This window comes from Planosporangium thailandense (assembly GCF_011947195.1).
GTDB lineage: Bacteria > Actinomycetota > Actinomycetes > Mycobacteriales > Micromonosporaceae > Planosporangium > Planosporangium thailandense.
The window spans coordinates 95135-116540 of record NZ_JAATVY010000016.1 but is presented as its reverse complement, the minus strand read 5'-3'; the positions used below and the strand labels follow the sequence as shown (position 1 = coordinate 116540).

Below are 21406 nucleotides of genomic sequence, written 5' to 3'. Positions count from 1 at the left end.
CCCCTTGACGACAGGGACGGATCGCTTCGCCGTCGCTGTCGGAACGCCTGTACGGCAGCACCTGCGAGTACCACCTGAGGCGTCGCTACCGCATCGGCCAGAAGGAGTTTGAGCGCCTTCTGGCCGAGCAGGGCGGCGTCTGCGCAATCTGCGGCAGCCCCGACCCCAAGCATGTTGACCACGATCATGTGTTCGGTAACGTACGTGGCATTCTCTGTTCCAACTGCAACGGCGGCCTGGGTCAGTTCGAGGACGACGTCCAGCGGCTGAGCGAGGCGATCAGATACCTGAAAGGAACCACGTGGCAGCGGGTTTTGATCCATCCGGGCGGCTACCGGCTGTGTTCACCACGCCGGGCACCTCGTCCTTCACCGAGTTCCTGAGCCTCGCCGCACCTGACCTGCTGCCCGGACGGCGCCCGTTGCCGGTCGGCGCGTCCGCCGACGTGTCGCCGCACGCCACGACGATCGTCGCGCTGACGACCGCCGACGGGGTGGTGATGGCCGGCGACCGCCGGGCCACGATGGGCAATCTGATCGCCAGCCGCGACATCGAGAAGGTCTTCGCCGCCGACGCGTACTCGCTGGTCGGCATCGCGGGCACCGCCGGCGTCGGCATCGAGCTCATGCGACTGTTCCAGGTGGAGCTGGAGCACTACGAGAAGATCGAGGGCGCGATGCTCTCGCTGCACGGCAAGGCCAACCGGTTGGCGACCATGATCCGCAACAACCTGGGCGCCGCGCTCCAGGGGCTCGCCGTGATCCCGCTGTTCGCCGGCTTCGACGTGGACGCCGAGGACCCGGCGCACGCCGGGCGTATCTTCAGTTTCGACATCGCCGGCGGGGTCTACGAGGAGAAGGGCTTCGACGCCATCGGCTCGGGCTCGCTGTTCGCCAAGTCGGCGCTCAAGAAGCGGTACCGCGACGGCGTCAGCCTTGACGAGGGGGTCCGGTTGGCGATGGAGGCGCTCTACGACGCCGCCGACGAGGACACCGCGACCGGTGGTCCGGACCTGACCCGCCGGATCTTCCCGGTCGTGATGACCGCCACCGCCGAGGGCTCGCGGCGGCTGACCGATGACGAGGCCGCCGCCGTGGCCGAGGAAGTGGTGCGCGGCCGGATGGAGAACCCGGGCGGCTGACGCCACCCACCCAGTCTGCGTAAGTCGACGACGCCGTAAAGGAGACGCAAGCCGCCGTGGCCATGCAGTTCTACGCCTCGCCCGAGCAGATCATGCGGGACCGCTCGGAGTACGCCCGTAAGGGCATCGCCCGCGGTCGCAGCGTCGTCGTACTCACCTACGAGGGCGGGGTGCTCTTCGTCGCCGAGAACCTGTCGACGGCGCTGCACAAGGTGAGTGAGATCTACGACCGGATCGGGTTCGCCGCCGTCGGCCGGTTCAACGAGTTCGAAAACCTGCGCGCCGCCGGCATCCGCCACGCGGACCTGCGCGGATACTCGTACGACCGCCGGGACGTGACCGCCCGGGCGCTGGCCAACGCGTACGCCCAGACGCTCGGCGCGATCTTCACCGAGCAGTCCAAGCCGTTCGAGGTCGAGATCTGCGTCGCCGAGGTCGGCGCCCGGCCGGAGCGAGACGAGCTGTACCGGCTGACCTACGACGGCTCGGTGTACGACGAGTCGGACACGGGCACGATCGCGATGGGCGGCCAGGCGGAGGCCATCTCCGAGGTTCTGCGGGGTAGCCACCGGCCCGACATGTCGCTGCAGGACGCGCTGCGCCTGGCCGTCCGGTCGCTGGGCAGCGTCGGTGGGGAGGGTGGCCAGCCGCGCCGGTTGGAGGCCGGCCAGCTCGAGGTGGCGGTGCTCGACCGTCGGCGCACCGGGCGTACCTTCCGGCGCATCACGGGCGCGGCGCTCACCGGGCTGCTCACCGCCCAGGAGGGCGAGGGCGAGGGCGAGGCGGCCGCGGAGGAGCCGGCCACGGGGGAGGCCGCCGGCGCGCCGGAGGTCGCCGGACCGGGCTCGTCGCCGGCCGACAAGTCGCCGGGCGGGGTCGACCCGACCGCCGGCGGCGAGGCCTGATCCTGCGCCGCTGCCGGAGCGCTGGTCGGGAAGCGGGGGCGCCATGAAGATCCAGATTGACCCGGCGTCGCCGGTGCCACCGTACGAGCAGGTCCGCTCGCAGATCGCGGCGTTGGCCCGTGAGGGCCGCCTGGCTGCGGGCACCCGGCTGCCCACCGTCCGGCAGCTCGCCGGCGACCTGGGCCTGGCGGTCAACACGGTCGCGCGTACGTACCGCGAGCTCGAGGCAGCCGGCCTGGTCGAGACGCGAGGCCGCCACGGGACCTTCGTCACCCACCGCGCCAGCGGGGTGCCCGCCGAGGCCGAGCGGCTGGCGGCCCGCTACGCCGAGGAGACGCGTCGGCTGGGGCTCGACCCGGAGCAGGCGTTGGGGCTGGTCCGCGCGGCCTTTGGGCTGTCCGAGCCGGAGATCACCGCCGGGCGCTGAGCAGCGGGCACCGGCGGCCGTCAGCCGTCCGTTTCCGGGTGATGACCGTACGCGCGAGAAAACAGACCGATCCACCCCGGATCGGTAGGGCAGGAATGCGTCCTCGGCGGCTAATGTCTTTCCATGGACCGGCGCATCTTCGGACTGGAGACCGAGTACGGGGTCACCTGTACCTACCGCGGGCAGCGGCGGCTGTCCCCGGATGAGGTGGCGCGTTACCTATTCCGCCGGGTCGTGTCGTGGGGCCGTTCGAGCAACGTGTTCCTGCGCAACGGCGCGCGGCTTTACCTTGATGTCGGCTCGCACCCGGAGTACGCGACTCCGGAGTGCGACTCCGTTCCCGATCTCGTCGTACACGACCGCGCCGGCGAACGCATCCTCGAAGGCCTGCTCGTCGACGCCGAGAAGCGCCTGCACGACGAGGGCATCGCCGGCGAGATCTACCTGTTCAAGAACAACACCGACTCGGCCGGCAACTCGTACGGCTGCCACGAGAACTATCTCGTCAGCCGCCACGGGGAGTTCGGCCGGCTGGCTGACGTCCTCATCCCGTTCCTGGTCACCCGCCAGCTCATCTGTGGCGCCGGCAAGGTGCTGCAGACCCCGCGGGGCGCGGTGTACTGCCTGTCGCAGCGGGCCGAGCACATCTGGGAGGGCGTGTCGTCGGCGACGACGCGGAGCCGGCCGATCATCAACACCCGCGACGAGCCGCACGCCGACGCCGAGCGGTACCGGCGACTGCACGTGATCGTGGGTGACTCCAACATGAACGAGGTCACCACGCTGCTGAAGGTCGGCAGCGCCGACATCGTGCTGCGGATGATCGAGGCCGGTGTGCCGGTGCGGGACCTGACCCTGGAGAACCCCATCCGGGCGATCCGGGAGGTCAGCCACGACATCACCGGGCGGCGTAAGGTACGGCTCGCCAACGGCAAGGAGTGCAGCGCGCTCGAGATCCAGCAGGAGTACTTCACCAGGGCCACCGAGTTCGTCGAGCGGCGCGGCGCCGACGCGGCCACGAAGCGGGTCGTGGACCTGTGGGGCCGGGTGCTGCAGGCGGTCGAGAGCGGCGACCTGTCCGGGGTGGAGCGTGAGATCGACTGGGTGACCAAGCTGCGGATGATCGAGGGTTACCAGCGCAAGCACGACCTGCCGCTGTCGCACCCCCGGGTGGCGCAGATGGACCTGGCCTACCACGACCTCCGTCGCGGTCGCGGTCTGTACGCCCTGCTGGAGAAGCGCGGCGCGGTCGACCGGGTCGCCACGGACGTGGAGATCTTCCAGGCCAAGGAGACGCCGCCGCAGACCACCCGCGCCCGCCTGCGCGGGGAGTTCATCCGGCACGCTCAGGAACGGCGCCGCGACTTCACCGTCGACTGGGTGCACCTGAAGCTCAACGACCAGGCGCAGCGTACGGTCCTGTGCAAGGACCCGTTCCGGGCGTACGACGAGCGGGTGGACCGGTTGATCGCGAGTATGTGACCGGAGCGGGCCGGCAGCCGGTAGGCTCGGCGGCGCGATGACACACAACGACTCCGCGGCCGAGCCGACAGCGGCTGCCGACACGGCTGAGCCGCCACCGGCTGAGCCTCCGGTGGCTGACGACGCGACCGCGCCGGAGCCCGCCGCCGCCCACACCGCGCCCGACGGGCGAGCCGGGACGGAGGCGTCACGGCTCGACATGGTCGCGTGGGCCGTCCGCCGCATCGAGCGGCGGAGGTCGAGGATCGCCGCCGAGATCGAGCGCAACCGGCGCGGTGAGCCCGCGATACCGACCTGGATCCTCGCGGTGGCGCTGATCGCGATCCTGGGCGCCTGGGCAGCCGTGGTGCTGCTGTCGTGACCGCCTTCCGCCGGTGACGTCCCAGGAGCAGGGGCGGGTACCGCGGCCGGGCTGGCTCATGGTCCTCCTCGGGACCGTGACCGGTGTCGGGCCGTTCTCGATGGACATGTACCTGCCGGCGCTGCCCCGGATCGCCGCCGAGTTCCACGCCGGACCGTCAGGGGCCCAGCTCACCCTCACTGCCTGCCTGGTCGGGCTCGCGACCGGGCAGTTGCTGACCGGTCCGCTCAGTGACCGCTGGGGACGGCGACGTCCAATGCTGGCCGGCCTCGGGCTGTATTCGGTCGCCTCGTTGCTGTGCGCCGTGGCTTCGTCGTCCGGGGCGTTGACCGCCGCCCGGCTGGGCCAGGGCGTCGCCGGCGGCGCCGCCATCGTGATCGCGCGCGCCGTCGTACGCGATCTGTACAGCGGTTCGGCCGCCGCCGCGTACTTCTCGCGGCTGATGCTGATCTTCGGCGTCGCCCCGGTTCTCGCTCCGAGCGTCGGCGGACTCGTCCTGCGGATGGCCAACTGGCGCGGGGTCTTCGTCGTCCTCACCGCGATCGGCGCGGCGGTCTTCGCCGCCGCCTGGGCCGGGCTGCCGGAAACCCTGCCAGCGGCGCGCCGTCAGGCCGGCGGCCTGACGCAGATACTGCGCGGCGCGCGGTCGCTGCTGTGGGACGCCGGGTACGTCGGGTACGTGCTCACGCTAGGAATGGCGGGCGCCGGACTGTTCGCGTACATCTCGGGCTCGTCTTTCGTGCTGCAGCAGGTCTACGGAGCCTCACCACAGCGGTACGGCGTGCTGTTCGGGCTGAACGCCCTGGGTTTCGTGCTCGTCGGCCAGCTCAACGGCCGCCTCGTCCGGCGGATGGCACCGCGTCGTGTGCTCGCGGTCGCCCTGGTCATCCTGCTCGGAGCGGCGGCCGCGCTGCTGCTCGCCGCCGGCCGGCACAGCAGCCTGCTCGCGGCGGCTGTGCCGCTGTTCGTTTTCATGTCGTCGCTCGGCATGGTGCTGCCCAACACCACCGCACTGGCGCTGGACCTACATCCGGAACAGGCGGGCACGGCGTCTGCGCTGCTCGGCGCGGCGCAGATGGTGTGCGGCGCGGTCGTCGCGCCGCTCGTCGGCCTGGCCGGCGCACGCAGCGCCACGCCGATGGGGGTCGCGATGGCGGCCGCCGCGAGCGGCGGCGTGCTCGCTTTCCTTCTGGTGGCCCGCCGCGGGACGGCCGTACCGGCCGACCGTGAGGCCACCGCCGACGCCTGACCGCCGCGCCGGTCGGTCAGCCGCAGCGGCGGCTACAGCAGCGCGGCCGCGTGCCGGCCCGCCGCGGCGGCGGCCAGGAAGTAGACCGTGTCGGCGTCCAGGTCGCGGCCCATCGTCGACAGCTTCACCGGCAGCGCCCGCAGCGCCGCGTCGAGGCCGTCGACGGCGACCGTGACGATCCGGTGCCGCTGCCGCAACGGGGTGAGCGCCTCGTGGACGCCCAGGCAGGAGTCGACGCCCGCCGGCACCACCAGGTCGGCGGCCGCGAGGGCGACCCTGCCGTACGCGGTCAGGCTGTGGTGGGACACGCCGTGGTGGCGGGGCCGGGGATCGGCAGCGGAGATGCGCAGCGAACCGACGGGGCGCCCGGACAGCGCCGCCACCGCGTTCACCGCCTCGCCGACGGCGACGCCGGAGTAGCCCCAGGGCGTACCGGTACCGAGGTTGCCCGGACCCTGGGTCACCACCGCCACGTCGGCGCGCAGGGCGTGGCGGGCGGCCAGCAGGCCGCTGTGCACGTTCGTGGCCTCGAGATCACCACCGAACGCCTGCCCGACGGTGACCACTCCGGCGAGCCGGTCGGACAGCGCGTCGAGGGTCCGCGAGAACCAGGCCGGAAGCGCGCCGCCGTCGGTCATCACGTACGCAATGCGCGCCTGCGGCCGGTCGGCCTGCACGCCGGCGACGACCGCGGGCAGCGCGGAGTGCAGGTCGGCGGTGACCACCGGCATTCCGTCCAGCGAGTCCGCCGCCGCCAGGACGTCCCGGTGCGGCGAGGCCTCCTCGTCGGCCGCGAGCACCACCGCCTGCTGGGGCGTGTACCGCGCTTTCACGACGTGACCGGGGCGGTCGTCGTCGGGTGGCAGCCGGTCCGGCAGCGCGACGACCAGGGCGTACCCGCCGGTGCCCAACCCGAGCGCGAGCGCGTTGACGTTGAGCAGGACCGTGTCGCCCGGCTCCGGCTCACCCACCAGCGCCGGGTAGGCCAGCGCCCGTACCGATGCGGGGTCCTCGGGCCGGCGACGCCGCAGCGCCACGTCGAGTTCGACCGTGCCGCGCCAGCGACGGCGCAGTCCGGTCACGGTGCCCTGGCGCCATTGGATCACCGTGTCACGCTAGCGCACGCTGGTTGCCCGGCCCGGAAGGCGCGTTCGTCGTACGAGTGTTCGGAAATACCCGGGAGGCGTCGGCGGATCGAGGCTGACGCTGCTAGCGTCGCTAGCGTGTCGCGCAGCCGCACCGAAAGACTCGTCAACCTGGTCATCTGCCTGTTGTCCACGCGCCGCTTCCTGACCGCGGCGCAGATCGCCGCGACCGTGCCCGGCTACGAGCACGATCCGCGGGATCCTCGCGACCACGAGGCGTTCCAGCGGAAGTTCGAGCGGGACAAGGCGGAGCTGCGTGACCTCGGCGTCCCGCTGGAGATCGGCACCGCCAGCATCTTCGACAGCGAGCCCGGCTACCGCATCGCCCGGGGCGAGTACGCGCTGCCCGACATCCATCTCGAGCCCGACGAGGCGGCCGCCGTGGGCATCGCCGCGCGGACCTGGCAGCACGCCGGCCTCGCCGCGGCGGCGTCGTCCGCGCTGACCAAGCTGCGCGCCGCCGGCATCGACGTCGACCCGCACGCCACGCTCGGGGTGGAGCCGGTGGTGCGGGTGGACCCGGCCTTCGAGCCGTTGACCGGCGCGGTGCGCGACCGGCAGGCGGTGACGTTCGACTACCGCACACCCGAGGACGACCAGCCGAAGACGCGCAAGCTGCAGCCCTGGGGCGTGGTGTGCTGGCGCGGCCGGTGGTACGTCGTGGGCCACGACCTGGGGCGCGACGCGCCCCGCTGTTTCCGGCTCTCCCGGGTCGTCGGCGCCGTGCGGCGGGCCGGCAGCCCCGGCGCCTACGAGCCACCCGAAGTCGATCTCATCAGCTACGTCGCCCGGTGGTCGGGACCGCCGGAGCGCACGCGGGAGGCCACCGTGCTGGTCCGGAAGGGGCGTGCCACCGGCATCCGCCGCTACGCCGACCGGGTCGTCGCCGGCGAGGACGGCGACCGCGTGGTGCTCAAGTACGCCGACGCCGAGCGGCTGGCCGGCTGGCTCGTCGGCTACGGCGCGGACCTCGTCGTGGAAGACCCGCCGGAGGTACGTGACTTCGTCGTGAAGCGGCTCCATGAGATCGCTGCCGCCCATCCCGGCGCGGCAGCACCCGGCGACCGGGTCATCGCGGCGGCGCACGGCGGGCGGAGTGATCGGTCGTGAGCGGCTCCACCGACCGGCTGTCCCGGCTGCTCAACCTGGTGCCCTACCTGCTGGCCCGGCCCGGCATCGCGGTCGCCGAAGCGGCGGCGGACCTGGGTGTGACCGAGCGCCAGCTCCGCGACGACCTGGAGCTGCTGTGGGTGTGCGGGCTGCCCGGCTACGGCCCGGGCGACCTCATCGACATGGCGCTCGACGGCGACCGGGTGACCATCACCTACGACGCCGGCATCGACCGGCCCCTGCGGCTGACCCGCGACGAGGCGCTGGCCCTGGTGGTGGCGCTCCGGCTGCTGGCCGAGACGCCCGGGGTGGGGCACCGGGACGCCATCGAACGGGCCCTTGCCAAGATCGAGAGCGCGGCGGGCGAGGAGGCCAGCCCGCCGGTCGCCGTCCGGCTGCCCGGCAACCGCGACCGGCTCGCCGGCCTGCGCGGCGCTGTCGAGCGCGCACACGCGGTGCGGCTGACGTACTACACGGCCGCCCGCGACGAGACCACCGACCGGGTCGTCGACCCGATGCGGGTGCTCGTCGTGGGGGACCGCGCCTACCTGGAGGCGTGGTGCCGCCGGGCCGAGGCGGTACGGCTCTTCCGCGTGGACCGCATCGACGCCTTCGATGAGCTCGACGAACCGGCCGCACCCCCGCCGGACGCCCAGCCCACCGACGTGAGCGAGGGACTCTTCCACGCCACGCCCGATCAGCCGCTGGTCACGCTGCGGGTCAGCCGTGGAGCGCGGTGGATCACCGAGTACTACCCGTGCGAGGAGGTGCGCGCCGAGCCCGGCCAGCACTGGCTCGTGTCCCTGCGCGCCTCCGACCTGTCGTGGGCGCGCCGGCTGGTCCTCGGGCTCGGGCCGGAGGTGACGGTGGTTGGGCCGCCGGAGCTCATCGAGGCCGTCGGCGCCGAGGCCCGCACCGCGCTCTCGGCGTACGAGGAGCAGGTTCCCTGCTGAAGGCGCTGGCGGCCGGTGATCAGCCGGCGGCCGCCACCGCCTTCAGCGCGTCCAGGCTGGGCGCTTCCTGCTCGGCGCCGTCTGGTACGTATCCGGCTCGCTCGTCCTCTTTCAGGCCAGCGAAGTGGCGTAGCACGTGGAGTGGTGACACGTTGTTGGCTTTCGCCCAGCGGAAGCGGGCGACCCAACCGACGTGCGCGTTGAACCCGTCTGCTCCGGACGAACCCAGCCCGACGAAGCCGCCTGCGTCGTCAGTGACCGCTGCCCAGACGTAGCCGACAGGTCTGCCGGTCAGCGTGACCGGAGCGTACCGGACAGCCGCGTCGGTGGTCTTCGGGTAGTTGTCGGGCAGATAGACCGTATGAAACTGGGGGTCCTCCGACATCGGGTCGTGCACCGTCAGGTCGTCCTCACGCGGAGGCGGCCAGGGCCTCGAGCGCCCCGAGGCTCGGCGCTTCCTGTTCGGCGCCCTCCGGTACGTAGCCGGTCAGCGGTTCTTCCGGCTGCCCGGCCCAGTGGCGCAGGGCCTGCAGTGGGGTGATCCCGTTGGCCTTCGCCCACCGCAGGCGGTGCGTCCACCTCACGGCGGCGTTGTACGCGGCGTCCCCACCCTTGTCGCGGACCACGAAGGAGATCGCGTCGTCGGTGACGGCGGCCCACAGGTAACCGATCAGGTCTCCCTGCAGCGTCACCGGGACATACCTGACCGAAGAGGTAGTGGTGTATGGGTACTGGTCGGGTTCCCAGATGGTTTGGAACTTGGGGTCCTCCGACATCGGGCCGCGCGGCATGCAGCCTTCTTCCTTCCTTCGACTCCGGCCGTAGCCTGCTCGGAATGAAATGGTCCCGGCGCTGGTGGTGCCAGGTCCCGGCCGACATTCACGCGGAGGCGGCCAGGGCCTCGAGCGTTGCTAGGCTCGGCGCTTCCTGCTCGGCGCCCACCGGTACGTACCCGGTCAGCGGTTCTTCCGGCCGCCCGGCCCAGTGCCGCAGGGCCTGCAGTGGGGTGATCCCGTTGGCCTTCGCCCACCGCAGGCGGTGCACCCACTTCACGCTGGCGTTGTTGGCGCGGCTGCCGCCGGACGTACAAGGGATGAAATCGAGGGCGTCGTCGGTGACGGCCGCCCATAGATAGCCGATGAGGCCGCCCTCAAGGGTCACCGGCACATACCGGACTGCCGACGTCGTGGTGTACGGGTATTCGTCGGGCGCCCAGACTGTTTGAAACTGGGGATCCTCCGACATCGGGCCTTGAAGCATCGCAATCCTCTTCCATCAGTCGCTACTTCGACTCTGTTATGACGCGCGCGTAGACGTGCCAGCGCCCGCCGACCTCCTCTGAACGCTCTACCAGGTAGGGCAGGTTGCGGCCGAGTAGCAGCTCATGTTCGCTGTCGTATACCGACAGGCCTTCCATGTACATCGCGGGAGTGCCGGCGGGCACCTGGAGGTGGAGAACCACCGGTGCCTGGGGTTTGAAGTTGGGCTCGTTGCCGAGCGCCGTCGACAAGTAAGCGGGATCGCACTGCACTGTGCCGTCCAAACGGCGCATGGGGGCGTTGAACGCCTCGTATCCGGTTTCCCGTAGGACCACGACGTCCTCGGGTACGGGCTGAATGCGCATCGCCTCGTCCATGTGCCGCACGGCCGCCTCGACCTGTGGATCGCCCGGTGACCGGCCCCGGAGGTACCCGTTGATGTCCTTGTAGTTGGGTGCCTCTCCGGGCCTGGGATCCCGCTCCCGGGTGTAGCCGTTGAGGAAATGGCGCTGGTCGTCGGTCAGCTGGTTCTGGGCCTGTTCCCAGGTCGTCTGTCCGTACCTGGCCCCTTCGGCGTTGCTGCTGAAAGTGCGCGGTCCGGTCGGCTCGTGGGGGCTCGGTGACGGCGTGTCCGGCGTGCGACGAGGCGGGCCGCCCGATCCGAGCGCCTCGTCGATCCGGTTGATGTAGTACGGGTCGGGTGGGACCGTGCCGGTCGGCGTCGGGGCGGTGTGGGGCGTGTGCGGGACGGGCGGCGTCTCGACCTGGCCGGCGAGTGTGGGTACGCCCGGGTCCGGGCTACCGACATGTGGGGCGGAGCCCAGATCGGAGTCCGGGGGCCAGAATGTGCCGTCGGCCGGGGAGCCGGCGCCGGTGTGCCATCCGGCCGGCTCGGAGTGCGGCAGGCCGCCGTGGGAGGGGAGGCCGTCGGGCAGGGCACCGTGGGAGGGCAGGGCGCCGAACGAGTCGACCACCCCGAGGGTGTCGGCACCGGCGGCCGCGCGGCGACCGGACCGGAGCGCGGCGAACACGCCGTCGAGCAGCTCGTGCAGCCGGCCGAGAATCTGTGACAGCTTGCGCAAGCTGCGGGTGAGGGCGCGGACGACCTCACTGATCTTCGCGGCCCACTTGGCGACGAGCGAGCCGACCTGGGTGACGACGAGCGGGGTGGCGATGCCGAGGGTGCAACCCTCCTCCGCCAGCCACTCCGGCAGCCGTACCGCCAGCACGGATACGAACTCGGCTATCAGGTCGCGCACGAGCCCCCGCACGAGGGCCACCACCACGCCCGCACCCTCGACGATCTTGCCGATGACCTCGGCGGCCTTGGCGGCGGCCTGCACATTGGTCTGCAGGTCGTGGGCCTGCGCACGGTAGGCGTCCGCCGCGGCGCCGGTCCAGCTGGACACCGTCGCGCCGACCGCGGCGCCGAGGTCGCCGGCCTGCGCGGTGACCGCAGCCGAGACGTTGCTCCAGGTCTGCGCGTACGCGGTGATCTGGTCGGGGTCGCCGGCGAGCCGGTCGAGCGCGTCGGACAGTGGCTTGACGTGCTCGAACAGCCAGGACACGCCCCATGAGACGACGGTCCCGAGTGGGTCGACGACGAGTCCGAGCGTGTCCAGCGAGGCGGACAGCCCGGCCAGGCTGCCGTCGACCCAGCTTCCCGACTCGAACGCGGCGGACAGGTCGTGGACATCCTCGACGATGCCGATACCGGTCCAGCCGCGCGTCGTGTCGTGGCGCTCCGCGATGAGCGGGTTGACCGGGGCGCTCACCGGCCGCGTCCCGAATTCACGATGGTCCTCCCGACAGGGGTCTCGGAGAAGATCACCATAGTGAATCCGGCGCCGCGGCGCGGTCCCGTACAGTGGCGCGTCCCGCGCGGGCACGCGCATCGACATACTAGAGTCGTCGTGTGGTCTGGGGGATCGTCATCGTGCTCGTGGCCGGCCCGCTGCTCGCCCTTGCGGTGGTCGCGGCGCCGCTGCTGCGGCGTCTCGGCGAGGTGGGCGTCACCGCGCGCCGGCTGCGGCTGCACCTGGTGGAGGCGCAGCGGCTGGTGCCGGCCGTGACGGCGCTGCAGCACCGCGTCGAGCTGCTGCGCGATGAGCTGCTGGCGGTGCAGGCGAAGGTGGCACGGACGCGCGGTGTACGTCAGCCGAGCGGACCGTTAACAAAGCTGTCCGATGGTTGACGCCTTCGAGTCGGCTGGCTGAGACTTCATCGGCGGCTCATCGCGAGCGGGCTGGGTCGAGCGCGCAAACACACGTACGATGAGCTGGCACTGACAAACACTGTGAGGTGGCTTCACATGGGTAGTCTTCGACCGTGGCACATCGCCGTTCTGGTGGTGGTCCTGATCCTGCTGTTCGGAGCGAAGCGCCTGCCCGACGCCGCCCGTGGCCTGGGCCGCTCCATGCGCATCCTGAAGGCTGAGACCAAGGGCCTGGCCGACGACGACGTCAACGCCAAGGCGGACGCGCAGCACGGCCGTCAGCCGCTGGCCTCGACCGAGGACGACCGGCCGAGCGTCGTGGACCCGGTCGAGCGGGTTCGCGACAAGTAGCACCTGGCCCGTGGCACTTCCCGTCCGACGGAAACGTCAGTCCCAGTTCGACCGGGCCGCCGACGGCTCCATGACGCTCATGGAGCACCTTCAGGAGCTGCGCAGCCGCCTGTTGAAGGCATGTCTGGGGGTGCTCGCCGGCTTCATCATCAGCTGGTTCCTGCTGGCCAAACCGGTACTAAGCGCCCTGAACTCGCCGTACTGCGATCTCATGCGCAAAATGGCGCTCGACAGCAGCCACCACCTGCCGCCCGACTGGAAATGCCCGCTGCAGGTGCTTGGCCCGACCGATTACTTCGTCCTGCAGATGAAGGTCGCGCTGTGGGTCGCTCTGATCCTCGCCGCGCCGATCTGGCTGTACCAGTTGTGGGCGTTCATCGCACCGGGCCTGCACCGGCACGAGCGCCGCTGGGCGTACGCGTTCGTCGGCGCGGCCGCGCCGCTGTTCGCCGGGGGCGCGGTCCTCGCGTTCTTCGTCGTGACGAAGGGCCTGGAGTTCCTGCTGTCGTTCACGCCGAGCAACGTGTCGACCAACCTCGAGGTCACCCGGTACGTCTCCTTCATCACCAACCTGATGCTCCTATTCGGGGTGGCGCTGGAGTTCCCGCTGATCGTGGTGTTGTTCAACGTCACCGGTATGGCGAGCGCCCGCCGGCTGCTCGGCTGGTGGCGGGTTGCCGTGTTCCTGTTCTTCGCGTTCTCGGCCATCGCCACGCCGACGCCCGACCCGTTCGGCATGACTGCGCTGGCCATGGTGCTGACGGCGCTGTACTTCGCGGCGGTCGGGTTCGCGTTCCTCAACGACCGCCGACGCTCGCGCCGCCGCCGGGCAGAGTTCGGCGACGTGGGTGACGACGAGATCTCGCCGCTGGAGTACGCGGTGGATCCGATCGAGGCCGCCGGCCCGATCGACACGGTCCCGCCGGCCGAGACGCCCACCCCGGTCACCCGACCGCGCCCCCTCGACAGTGGCTACGACGACTTCACGTAGAGCCGCAGCGGCCGTACGCTGCTGGCCGTGACCAAGAGCGCGACCAGCGGCACGACCGGCTCGGCCCGTACGGGGGAGATCGCCGTGCTGGCCAACCCGGCGGCTGGCCGGGGCCGGCTCGGCCGGTTGCTGCCCGACGTCCTGGCCCGGCTGGGCGCCGCGGGCGCTCCCGTTCGGCTGTTGGAGGCTCCGGACGCCGCGGGGGCCGAGGACGCCTGCCGGGCGGCGGTCGCCGACGGCGCGGCAGCGCTGGTCGCCGTCGGTGGGGACGGCACCGTCCACACCGCGCTCCAGGCCGTCGCCGGCACGCCGGTGCCGCTGGGGATCGTCGCCGCCGGTACCGGCAATGATTTCGCCGCGGCCACCGGGCTTCCCACCCAGCCCCTCGCTGCCGCGGACGCCGTCGCCGCGGCGTTCGCCGCCGGCCGTACCCGCACGGTCGACCTGGCCCAGATGCGGGCGGACGACGGCCGGCGCCGCTGGTACGGGGCGGTGCTCGCCGCCGGGTTCGACGCCATCGTCAACGAACGGGCCAACGCGATGCGCTTCCCGCGCGGTCCCCGACGGTACGACCTGGCCATCCTCGGTGAGCTGGTCCGGCTGCGGCCCCGCCGGTACACACTGCGCCTAGACGGTGTGGCGCACTCCGTCGAGGCCGTGCTGGTGGCGGTGGGCAACACGGCCAGCTACGGCGGCGGGATGCGGATCTGCCCGGCGGCCGATGTCACTGACGGTCTGCTCGACGTGGTGATCGCCGGCGCGGTGGGCCGGATGGCGCTGATGCGGATCAAGCCCCGGGTCTACCAGGGCACCCATGTCGAGCACCCGATGGTGACGTCTCTTCGGGCCCGCACCGTCGAGCTGGCCTGCGACGGGATCGTCGGCTACGCCGACGGCGAGCGGGCCTTCCCGCTCCCGGTGGCCGTCACGTGCGTGCCGGGCGCACTGACCGTGCTCACCTGACGGGCGCGAAACCGCCTACAAACCGGCGAGGTCCAGCACGGCCCCGATGCCGTTCGTCCCGCCCGGCGGCGCGGCCGGGACGATCAGCGCCCGGCAGCCGGCCGCCACGGCGCCGGCGTCCGCCGGCGAGTCGCCCACCATCAGCACGCGTTCGGGGTCGACACCCAGCAGGCCACAAGCCTGCTGGAAGATCGCCGGATCCGGTTTGCACCGCCCGACCTCGTACGACAGCACGAACGCGTCGATGAGGTCGGCGAACCCGTGCTGTGCCGTGATCGGTCGGATGTCGAAGCCGATGTTGCTCACGATCGCCACCGGTACGCCGGCGGCGCGCAGCGCCTTCAGCGTCGGGACGGTGTCGGTGTAGGGCACCCACCCGGTCGGGCTGAGCAGCCGCGCGTACAGCGCCTCCGCGAGCCCGTCGACGCCGCAGTCCACCGTCTGCGCCAGCCCGGTGTACGCCGCGCGGTGCGCTTCCGGATACAGGTCCCGGTCGGCGTACACCTCCGCCAGCTGCGGCGGTACGCGGCAGGGCACGGGGCCGCCGGCCCGGCCGGCCGTGACCAGCCGGTCGGCGATGACGGTCGCCCGCGACCGGTCCAGCTCGGTTCCGCAGCTGTGGGCGGCTTCGCGTACCCAGGTCACGGCGTCCTCGACCTGGGTGAGCGTGCCCTGGAAGTCGAACAGCACCGCCTGCGGCGGCTGCGCCGGCTCCCGTGCCGCGACCGACGCAGGTGCTGCTGCGGGGGCACGGTCCGGGACCGGATCGTGGTTGCCCTTCGGCGTGGCGGGGCGGTGCGACACGCCGAGCACCATACCGACCGCGGCGACAGGGCCTGCACGCCACCATGGTCGGCGCGGGTTCCGCCGCTGCCGACCTGCCCACCGGCTCCGCCGTGTGGCCCGGATAACCTTAGGGTCATGACCAGCCCGGCCGAGCGGTACGCCGCGGCCCGAAAGCGCGCCGCCGAGGTGGCCCGCTTCCCGGCGCTTCACGAGTTCGCCGAGGGGTTGTCGTTCGCGCTCGACGACTTCCAGCGGGAGGCCTGCGAGGCCCTCGAACAGGCCAGCGGCGTGCTGGTGTGCGCGCCGACCGGGGCCGGCAAGACGGTCGTGGGTGAGTTCGCCGTCCACCTCGCCCTGCGCGGTGGACCCGACGGAAACGGCGCCGGACCGCTGCGCAAGTGCTTCTACACCACCCCGATCAAGGCGCTGTCCAACCAGAAGTTCCACGACCTGGTCGAGCGTTACGGCGCCGACCAGGTGGGGCTGCTCACCGGCGACAACGCCATCAACGGTGACGCGCCGGTCGTCGTGATGACGACCGAGGTGCTGCGCAACATGCTGTACGCCGGATCGAGCGCGCTGCACGGTTTGGCGTACGTCGTGATGGACGAGGTGCACTACCTCGCCGACCGGTTCCGCGGCCCGGTCTGGGAAGAGGTGATCATCCACCTGCCCGAGACGGTGACGCTGGTGTCGCTGTCGGCGACCGTCTCCAACGCCGAGGAGTTCGCCGACTGGCTGGTCACGGTGCGGGGCCACACCGAGGTGGTGGTGAGCGAGCACCGGCCGGTCCCGCTGTGGCAGCACATGCTCGTCGGCAAGCGCATGTTCGACCTGTTCCACGACCCGGAGGCGGCCGAGAAGCACGAGGTGCACCCCGAGCTGCTCCGCTACACCCGCGAGACGCTGCGCCGACTCGGCGAGTACGACCCCCGCCGCGGCGGCCGGGGCCGGCGCTGGCTGCCACCCGCGCGCGCGGATGTCATCGACCGGCTCGACCGGGAAGGGCTGCTGCCGGCGATCGTGTTCGTCTTCAGCCGGGCCGGCTGCGACGCGGCGGTGCAGCAGTGCCTGCAGGCCGGGCTGCGGTTGACCGCGCCGGACGAGCGCGCCGAGATCCGCCGGGTCGTGGAGGAGCGCACCGCGCACATCCCGTCTGAGGACCTCCAGGTGCTCGGCTACTGGGAGTGGCTCGACGGCCTCGAGCGGGGGTTGGCCGCCCACCACGCCGGGATGCTGCCGGCGTTCAAGGAGACGGTCGAGGAGCTGTTCGTACGCGGTCTGGTGCGGGCCGTTTTCGCCACCGAGACCCTCGCGCTGGGCATCAACATGCCGGCGCGGTGCGTGGTGCTCGAACGGCTGGTCAAGTTCAACGGCGAGGCGCACGTCGACCTGACCCCGGGGGAGTACACCCAGCTCACCGGCCGGGCCGGTCGGCGCGGCATCGACGTGGAGGGGCATGCGGTCGCCGTGTGGGCGCCGGAGGTTGACCCCCGGCACGTCGCCGGGCTGGCCTCCACCCGTACCTACCCGCTCAAGTCCAGCTTCCGGCCGTCGTACAACATGGCCGTCAACCTCGTCGGCAGCGTCGGCATGGAGACCGCACACGAGCTGCTGGAGTCGTCGTTCGCGCAGTTCCAGGCCGACCGATCGGTCGTGGGCTTCGCCCGGCAGGTGCAGCGCAACACGGACGCGATGCGCAGCTACCTCAAGGAGATGACCTGCCACCTCGGCAACTTCGAGGAGTACTTCGCGCTGCGGGTGGCGATCGCGGACCGGGAGCGGCAGCTGGCCCGCCAGGGCAAGGCGCAGCGCCGCGCCGCCGCGGTGGAATCTATCGAGCGGCTGCGCATTGGTGACGTGATCCGGGTGCCGCACGGGCGCCGGGCCGGACTCGCGGTCGTCCTCGACAACGGCTCGGCCGGGTTCGGCGAGCCACGCCCGCTCGTGCTCACCGAGGACCGGTGGGCCGGCCGGATCTCGTCGGGTGACTTCGCCGAGCCGGTCGAGCCGCTGACCCGGGTCCGGGTACCCAAGCACTTCAACCACCGCTCGCCGCAGGAGCGCCGCGATCTTGCGTCGATGCTGCGCTCGGCGGCCGGGGAGGTCGACGGGCACCGGCGGTCGCGGCGGCGCCGCCCGGACGAAGGTGACGACCCGGAGCTGTCGCGGCTGCGTGAGCGGATGCGCCGGCATCCCTGCCATGCCTGCCCCGATCGTGAGGAGCACGCCCGGTGGGCGGAGCGACGCTGGCGTTTGAGCCGCGAGAACGAGGCGCTGCAGCAGAAGGTCTCCAGCCGTACGGGGTCGCTGACCCGTACGTTCGACCGGGTCTGCACGCTGCTGCGCGAGCGCGGTTACCTCGGCGACAAGGGTGCGGTGACGCCGAACGGCCGGATGCTCGCCCGGATCTGGACCGAGGCTGATCTGCTTGTCGCGGAGTGCCTGCGCCTGGGCGTCTGGGAACGCCTGGAGGTGGCCGAGCTGGCGGCGGCCGTGTCGGTGGTGCTGTACGAGTCGCGGCGGGAGACCGAGGACCGCGCCTCGGTGCCGCGCGGGGCGCTGTCCGACGCCGTGGACGACACGTTGAAGCTGTGGTCGGAGCTGGAGCGCGCCGAGTCGGCCCTGGGGCTTCAGCTGACCCGCGAGCCTGATCTCGGCTTCGTCTGGCCGATGTACCGGTGGGCCCGTGGTGAGTCACTGTCGAAGGTCCTCGGAAGTGCGCACGGCATCGACGGCGACATGCCGGCCGGCGACTTCGTGCGGTGGGCCAGGCAGGTCGTCGACCTGCTCGGGCAGATCGTCCAGGCGGAGGGTGCCTCCGAGGCGGTCCGCGCGACGGCGCGGCAGGCGGTCGCCGCCGTCAACCACGGAGTGCTCGCGTACACCGCGCTGGCGTGACATCCGGGTGTCGCACCCGCACCGATTGAGCTAGGAAACCGCTGGCGGAGGTTCACCCGGTCCGGGTGATGATGACGAACCCGTCCCGCCCCTACCGTTCTGGGCGTTGCGGACGATCGGCGATATATCGCCGTCGTTCGACATGGCAGACCCCGAGCGCGGGAAGGGGTATCTCCCCATGGGTGTGCGCTCCCTGGCGACCAGCGAGGCGATCCGGCGGTTCATGCCGCCCGCGCGCGGGTGCCTGGAGCGGTCGGCACTGTACGGGTCGGCGGTCGACCCGCGGCCATCCCCACCCGAGAAGGCCGCGCCGGGCCTGCCATCGACCGACCCCCCGCTGACGCGTCTCGGGCGCCGCTTCCATCACGCGCCAAGCGACCTCGCGGATGCCGCCCCGAACCGGTGGTCGCGCCGCCCCACCCACCGGACGAAAGCGTCGGCCTGACGCCACCTCGACCGACAGGGGCGGGCGTAAGGCCCGGTCGCTGCCGACGAATTCACCCCTTACCGGTAATGAAGGAGCATTCATGGACCAGTCACCCGCGCAACCCGCCGCGACGGCAGCTGTACCGGAGATGGCCGGCGAGGACGCCCACGCGATGGGCGAAGAGAGCGACCTGCAAGCGTCTGCCGGGTTCGACGGGGCGCTGCGCGGGTACGACCGGCGGCAGGTCAACAAGTACGTGCAGCGCACCCAGAAGCGTTTCGAGGAGCTGACCGCGGAGCTGACCACGGCCCGCCGTAACGAGCAGATCCTCTCCGCCCGGGTCGACGAGCTGACCAAGCAGGTGGCGATGTGCAGCTGCGACCCGAACAAGCCGGAGTCGTCCGTGGTCGGTGCCCGGCTGCGCCAGATCATCGACATCGCCAGCTCGGAGGCGGCCGACCTGCGCCAGCGTGCCGAGTCGGAGACCATCGCCATGCGCGAGGAGGCCGAGAACCTCCTCGCAGGCGCCCGCCAGCAGGCCGAACAGGCGAGCTCGGCGCTGGAGGCCATGCTGGCCCACCGCCGGGCCGCCGAGGAGGCCGCGGCGGCCGAGCGTCGTGCGGCGATCGAGGGCTGGGCGGAGCGCCACGTCAACGAAGCGCGGGACACAGCCCGGCGGGTCATCGAACGCGCTGGCGCCGTCAGCAGCCAGGTGATCGCGTCCGCCCGGTGGCTGGTCGACGCGCTGGGCGCCCACCGGGACGCACTGTCGGAACAGCTCGGCGGGGTGCAGCGGCGCATCGACGAGCTGCCGTCCTTGGAGGCGGCGGCGGCCATTCCGGGGGAGAAGCTGGCGGGCGTCTCCACCGAGGACCGTTCGAACCGGAACGGCTCTGGTGTACCCGCCACGCGACCTGCCGGGCAGTCCGCGCCGGCACAGCCCGTCTCACCCGGCCGGACCGACGAGGCGGAGCAGGCGGTACGGGCGGTGGTGCGGGTGGCGGGTCCGGCGGGCCCTCCGCTGGCGAACGAGGCGCCCGTGGGCGAACGGCACGACGGCCCCCTGTGGGGCGCCGATCCCCGGTCGGCCTCCGGGAGCGCCCCGAGGCACCCGGCCCACGCCATGCCGCAGGCGCCGGGCGGCGCCCCGACGCAGGGTCCCGGCGGTAGTCCGATGCCCGGCCCGGGTGGCGGCGCGGTGCACGGTTCCGGCGGCGCGCCGGCGCAGGCTCCGGGTGGCGCGCCGACGCCACCTCACAACGGCGCGCCGGGGCAGGCGCCGGGCGGCATGCCGATGCCTGCGCAGGGCGGTATGCCGATGCCTGCGCCGGGCGGTGTGCCGATGCCTGCCCCGATGCAGGGTCCCGGTGGTAGTCCGATGCCCGGCCCGGGTGGCGGCGCGGTGCACGGTTCCGGCGGCGCCCCCGCGCCGGCTCCCGTCAGCGCCCCGCGCCACGCCGCGCCACCCGATACCCCTCCGTTCAACCGCACCTGGACGCCGGTCGCCAACCCCGGCTCCGGCACCGGCGGGCTGCACCGCGGCTAGGGCCGGCGGGCTGCACCGCGGCTAGGGCCGGCGGGCTGCACCGCGGCTAGGGGATGTCCGGCGCGTCGACGGCGCCGGGGCGGGCGCTCAGCGCGTCGACGGCGCGCCGCGCGGCACCGGCGATGTTCCACTTCTCGGCGAGGGCGAGCAATCGCTCGCCCTCGACGGGCGCCGGGAGCCTGCCGTCGACGGGCGGCACCGCCACGTCCAGGGCCACCCGTACGACTTCCGGGGCGGCGCCCAGGTACTCGCGGGACGCCGCGAGCTTCGTGCGCAGCCCCGGGGCCAGCCCCGCGCCCGGATCGTCGATCGCGGCGAGTACACCTGCCAGGGTGCCGTAGCGGTCGATGAGCCGGGCGGCGGTCTTCTCACCCACGCCGGCGACCCCCGGAAGCCCGTCGCTCGGGTCGCCGCGCATCGCCGCGAAGTCGGCGTAGCCCGCGGCCGGCACCCCGTACCGCGCGCGTACCGCCGCGTCGTCGAACACCTCGAGCTTGGCCACGCCGCGACCGCAGTACAGCACGCGCACGCCCCGGCCGTCGTCGATCACCTGGAACAGGTCGCGGTCGCCGGACGCCACCTCGACCGGGCCGGGTTCGCGGGCGGCGAGCGTGCCGATGACGTCGTCGGCCTCGTATCCGGCGACTCCGACCGCCGGCACGCCGAGCGCGTCCAGGACGTCGAGGATGATCGGCACCTGCGCCGCGAGTCCGTCCGGGGTCTGTTCGCCGCCACCGTCGGTCAGTCGGTGCGCCTTGTAACCGGGGATCAGCGCCACCCGCCAGGCGGGGCGCCAGTCGGCGTCGAGCGCGCACACCACGCGCCCCGGTCGCCGGGTGCGGACGAGGGTCGCGAGCATGTCCAGGAAGCCGCGTACCGCGTTGACGGGGGTGCCGTCCGGCGCGGTCACGGCCGATTCGGGGATCCCGAAGTAGGCGCGGAAGTAGAGGCTGGCCGTATCGACGAGCAGCAGAGGTGGCGTCACGGCGGCAAGCCTAGTGAAGTCGGCGCCTCGACGGGGCGGCTCCCACCGTACGTCGGCATCAGCGTCGCCGGATGAGTGCGCGGCGGGGGTCGGTGGCGGCCCGGGTGAGGGCTGCGCGCGGCGGGTGGTGACCGTTCCGGGTGAAGCAGGGTCACCCGATCGAGGCCCACGATCGCGGGCAACGCCCCGGCCGTCGGCCGGGCCTCACC

General features: G+C 72.3%; 22 protein-coding genes. 15 read left to right on the top strand and 7 right to left on the bottom strand.

All coding sequences use genetic code 11. The features are described 5' to 3' along the window. Nucleotides 1-20: 20 nt before the first annotated feature. From HC031_RS21040 to HC031_RS21010, 7 genes are all read left to right on the top strand, one after another. Nucleotides 21-383 carry an endonuclease domain-containing protein gene (locus HC031_RS21040; RefSeq protein ID WP_167927129.1) on the top strand — a complete coding sequence of 121 codons (363 nt, stop codon included), beginning with the start codon at nucleotides 21-23 and terminating at the stop codon, nucleotides 381-383. After that, nucleotides 302-1141, top strand: a complete 840-nt coding sequence (gene prcB, locus HC031_RS21035; RefSeq protein ID WP_167927087.1) for a proteasome subunit beta — start codon at nucleotides 302-304, stop codon at nucleotides 1139-1141. The genes HC031_RS21040 and prcB overlap by 82 nt, the downstream gene beginning before the upstream one ends. A 56-nt stretch (nucleotides 1142-1197) precedes the next feature. Continuing rightward, complete coding sequence (gene prcA / locus HC031_RS21030; protein WP_167927086.1) at nucleotides 1198-2046, top strand: proteasome subunit alpha; 849 nt, start codon at nucleotides 1198-1200, stop codon at nucleotides 2044-2046. A gap of 43 nt (nucleotides 2047-2089) precedes the next feature. Then, a complete protein-coding gene (locus tag HC031_RS21025; protein WP_167927085.1) occupies nucleotides 2090-2473 on the top strand; it encodes a GntR family transcriptional regulator in 384 nt (127 codons plus the stop codon). A gap of 123 nt (nucleotides 2474-2596) precedes the next feature. Next, nucleotides 2597-3955 carry a Pup--protein ligase gene (gene pafA / locus HC031_RS21020; protein WP_167927084.1) on the top strand — a complete coding sequence of 453 codons (1359 nt, stop codon included), beginning with the start codon at nucleotides 2597-2599 and terminating at the stop codon, nucleotides 3953-3955. Between the two features lie 112 nt (nucleotides 3956-4067). Next, entirely contained in the window at nucleotides 4068-4316 is a 249-nt protein-coding gene (locus HC031_RS33300; protein ID WP_240942782.1) for a hypothetical protein, read from the top strand. A 13-nt stretch (nucleotides 4317-4329) separates the two neighbouring features. Next, nucleotides 4330-5565, top strand: coding sequence for a Bcr/CflA family efflux MFS transporter (locus tag HC031_RS21010; protein WP_167927083.1), 1236 nt, complete (start codon nucleotides 4330-4332; stop codon nucleotides 5563-5565). Nucleotides 5566-5597: 32 nt separating this feature from the next. Here the strand turns inward: HC031_RS21010 and HC031_RS21005 are convergent, their stop codons facing one another. Beyond that, nucleotides 5598-6671 carry a DUF3866 family protein gene (locus tag HC031_RS21005; protein WP_167927082.1) on the bottom strand — a complete coding sequence of 358 codons (1074 nt, stop codon included), beginning with the start codon at nucleotides 6669-6671 and terminating at the stop codon, nucleotides 5598-5600. Between the two features lie 117 nt (nucleotides 6672-6788). Here HC031_RS21005 and HC031_RS21000 point away from each other — a divergent pair, with 117 nt between their 5' ends. Together HC031_RS21000 and HC031_RS20995 are read left to right on the top strand one after the other, a co-directional pair. Further along, a complete protein-coding gene (locus HC031_RS21000) occupies nucleotides 6789-7820 on the top strand; it encodes a WYL domain-containing protein (protein ID WP_167927081.1) in 1032 nt (343 codons plus the stop codon). After that, on the top strand, nucleotides 7817-8773 hold the full coding sequence (locus HC031_RS20995; RefSeq protein WP_167927080.1) for a WYL domain-containing protein: 957 nt from the start codon (nucleotides 7817-7819) through the stop codon (nucleotides 8771-8773). The genes HC031_RS21000 and HC031_RS20995 overlap by 4 nt, the downstream gene beginning before the upstream one ends. A 19-nt stretch (nucleotides 8774-8792) precedes the next feature. Here HC031_RS20995 and HC031_RS20990 read toward each other — a convergent pair whose 3' ends face one another. The 4 genes from HC031_RS20990 to HC031_RS20975 form a co-directional block, all read right to left on the bottom strand. Next, nucleotides 8793-9158, bottom strand: coding sequence for a hypothetical protein (locus HC031_RS20990; RefSeq protein ID WP_167927079.1), 366 nt, complete (start codon nucleotides 9156-9158; stop codon nucleotides 8793-8795). A gap of 25 nt (nucleotides 9159-9183) precedes the next feature. After that, nucleotides 9184-9465 carry a hypothetical protein gene (locus HC031_RS20985; protein WP_167927078.1) on the bottom strand — a complete coding sequence of 94 codons (282 nt, stop codon included), beginning with the start codon at nucleotides 9463-9465 and terminating at the stop codon, nucleotides 9184-9186. Between the two features lie 187 nt (nucleotides 9466-9652). Then, nucleotides 9653-9934 (bottom strand): hypothetical protein, encoded by a 282-nt coding sequence (locus tag HC031_RS20980; RefSeq protein ID WP_167927077.1) that lies wholly within the window; start codon nucleotides 9932-9934, stop codon nucleotides 9653-9655. A gap of 121 nt (nucleotides 9935-10055) precedes the next feature. Further along, nucleotides 10056-11807 (bottom strand): ADP-ribosyltransferase, encoded by a 1752-nt coding sequence (locus HC031_RS20975; protein ID WP_167927076.1) that lies wholly within the window; start codon nucleotides 11805-11807, stop codon nucleotides 10056-10058. Between the two features lie 140 nt (nucleotides 11808-11947). Here HC031_RS20975 and HC031_RS20970 point away from each other — a divergent pair, with 140 nt between their 5' ends. The 4 genes from HC031_RS20970 (at nucleotide 11948) to HC031_RS20955 (ending at nucleotide 14552) form a co-directional block, all read left to right on the top strand. Further along, on the top strand, nucleotides 11948-12226 hold the full coding sequence (locus HC031_RS20970) for a hypothetical protein (protein WP_167927075.1): 279 nt from the start codon (nucleotides 11948-11950) through the stop codon (nucleotides 12224-12226). 117 nt (nucleotides 12227-12343) lie between these two features. After that, on the top strand, nucleotides 12344-12598 hold the full coding sequence (gene tatA / locus HC031_RS20965; protein ID WP_167927074.1) for a Sec-independent protein translocase subunit TatA: 255 nt from the start codon (nucleotides 12344-12346) through the stop codon (nucleotides 12596-12598). Nucleotides 12599-12608: 10 nt separating this feature from the next. After that, nucleotides 12609-13589 (top strand): twin-arginine translocase subunit TatC, encoded by a 981-nt coding sequence (gene tatC, locus HC031_RS20960; protein ID WP_167927073.1) that lies wholly within the window; start codon nucleotides 12609-12611, stop codon nucleotides 13587-13589. Nucleotides 13590-13616: 27 nt separating this feature from the next. Continuing rightward, nucleotides 13617-14552 carry a diacylglycerol kinase gene (locus tag HC031_RS20955; RefSeq protein WP_167927072.1) on the top strand — a complete coding sequence of 312 codons (936 nt, stop codon included), beginning with the start codon at nucleotides 13617-13619 and terminating at the stop codon, nucleotides 14550-14552. Between the two features lie 15 nt (nucleotides 14553-14567). Here the strand turns inward: HC031_RS20955 and HC031_RS20950 are convergent, their stop codons facing one another. After that, nucleotides 14568-15356 carry an HAD family hydrolase gene (locus HC031_RS20950; RefSeq protein ID WP_420813660.1) on the bottom strand — a complete coding sequence of 263 codons (789 nt, stop codon included), beginning with the start codon at nucleotides 15354-15356 and terminating at the stop codon, nucleotides 14568-14570. A gap of 117 nt (nucleotides 15357-15473) precedes the next feature. Between HC031_RS20950 and HC031_RS20945 the strand changes: the two genes are divergently transcribed. Continuing rightward, on the top strand, nucleotides 15474-18239 hold the full coding sequence (locus HC031_RS20945; RefSeq protein ID WP_167927070.1) for a DEAD/DEAH box helicase: 2766 nt from the start codon (nucleotides 15474-15476) through the stop codon (nucleotides 18237-18239). 527 nt (nucleotides 18240-18766) lie between these two features. After that, nucleotides 18767-20212 carry a hypothetical protein gene (locus tag HC031_RS33990; RefSeq protein WP_167927069.1) on the top strand — a complete coding sequence of 482 codons (1446 nt, stop codon included), beginning with the start codon at nucleotides 18767-18769 and terminating at the stop codon, nucleotides 20210-20212. A gap of 46 nt (nucleotides 20213-20258) precedes the next feature. Here the strand turns inward: HC031_RS33990 and HC031_RS20935 are convergent, their stop codons facing one another. Continuing rightward, complete coding sequence (locus HC031_RS20935; protein WP_167927068.1) at nucleotides 20259-21197, bottom strand: 5'-3' exonuclease H3TH domain-containing protein; 939 nt, start codon at nucleotides 21195-21197, stop codon at nucleotides 20259-20261. Nucleotides 21198-21406 lie beyond the last annotated feature (209 nt).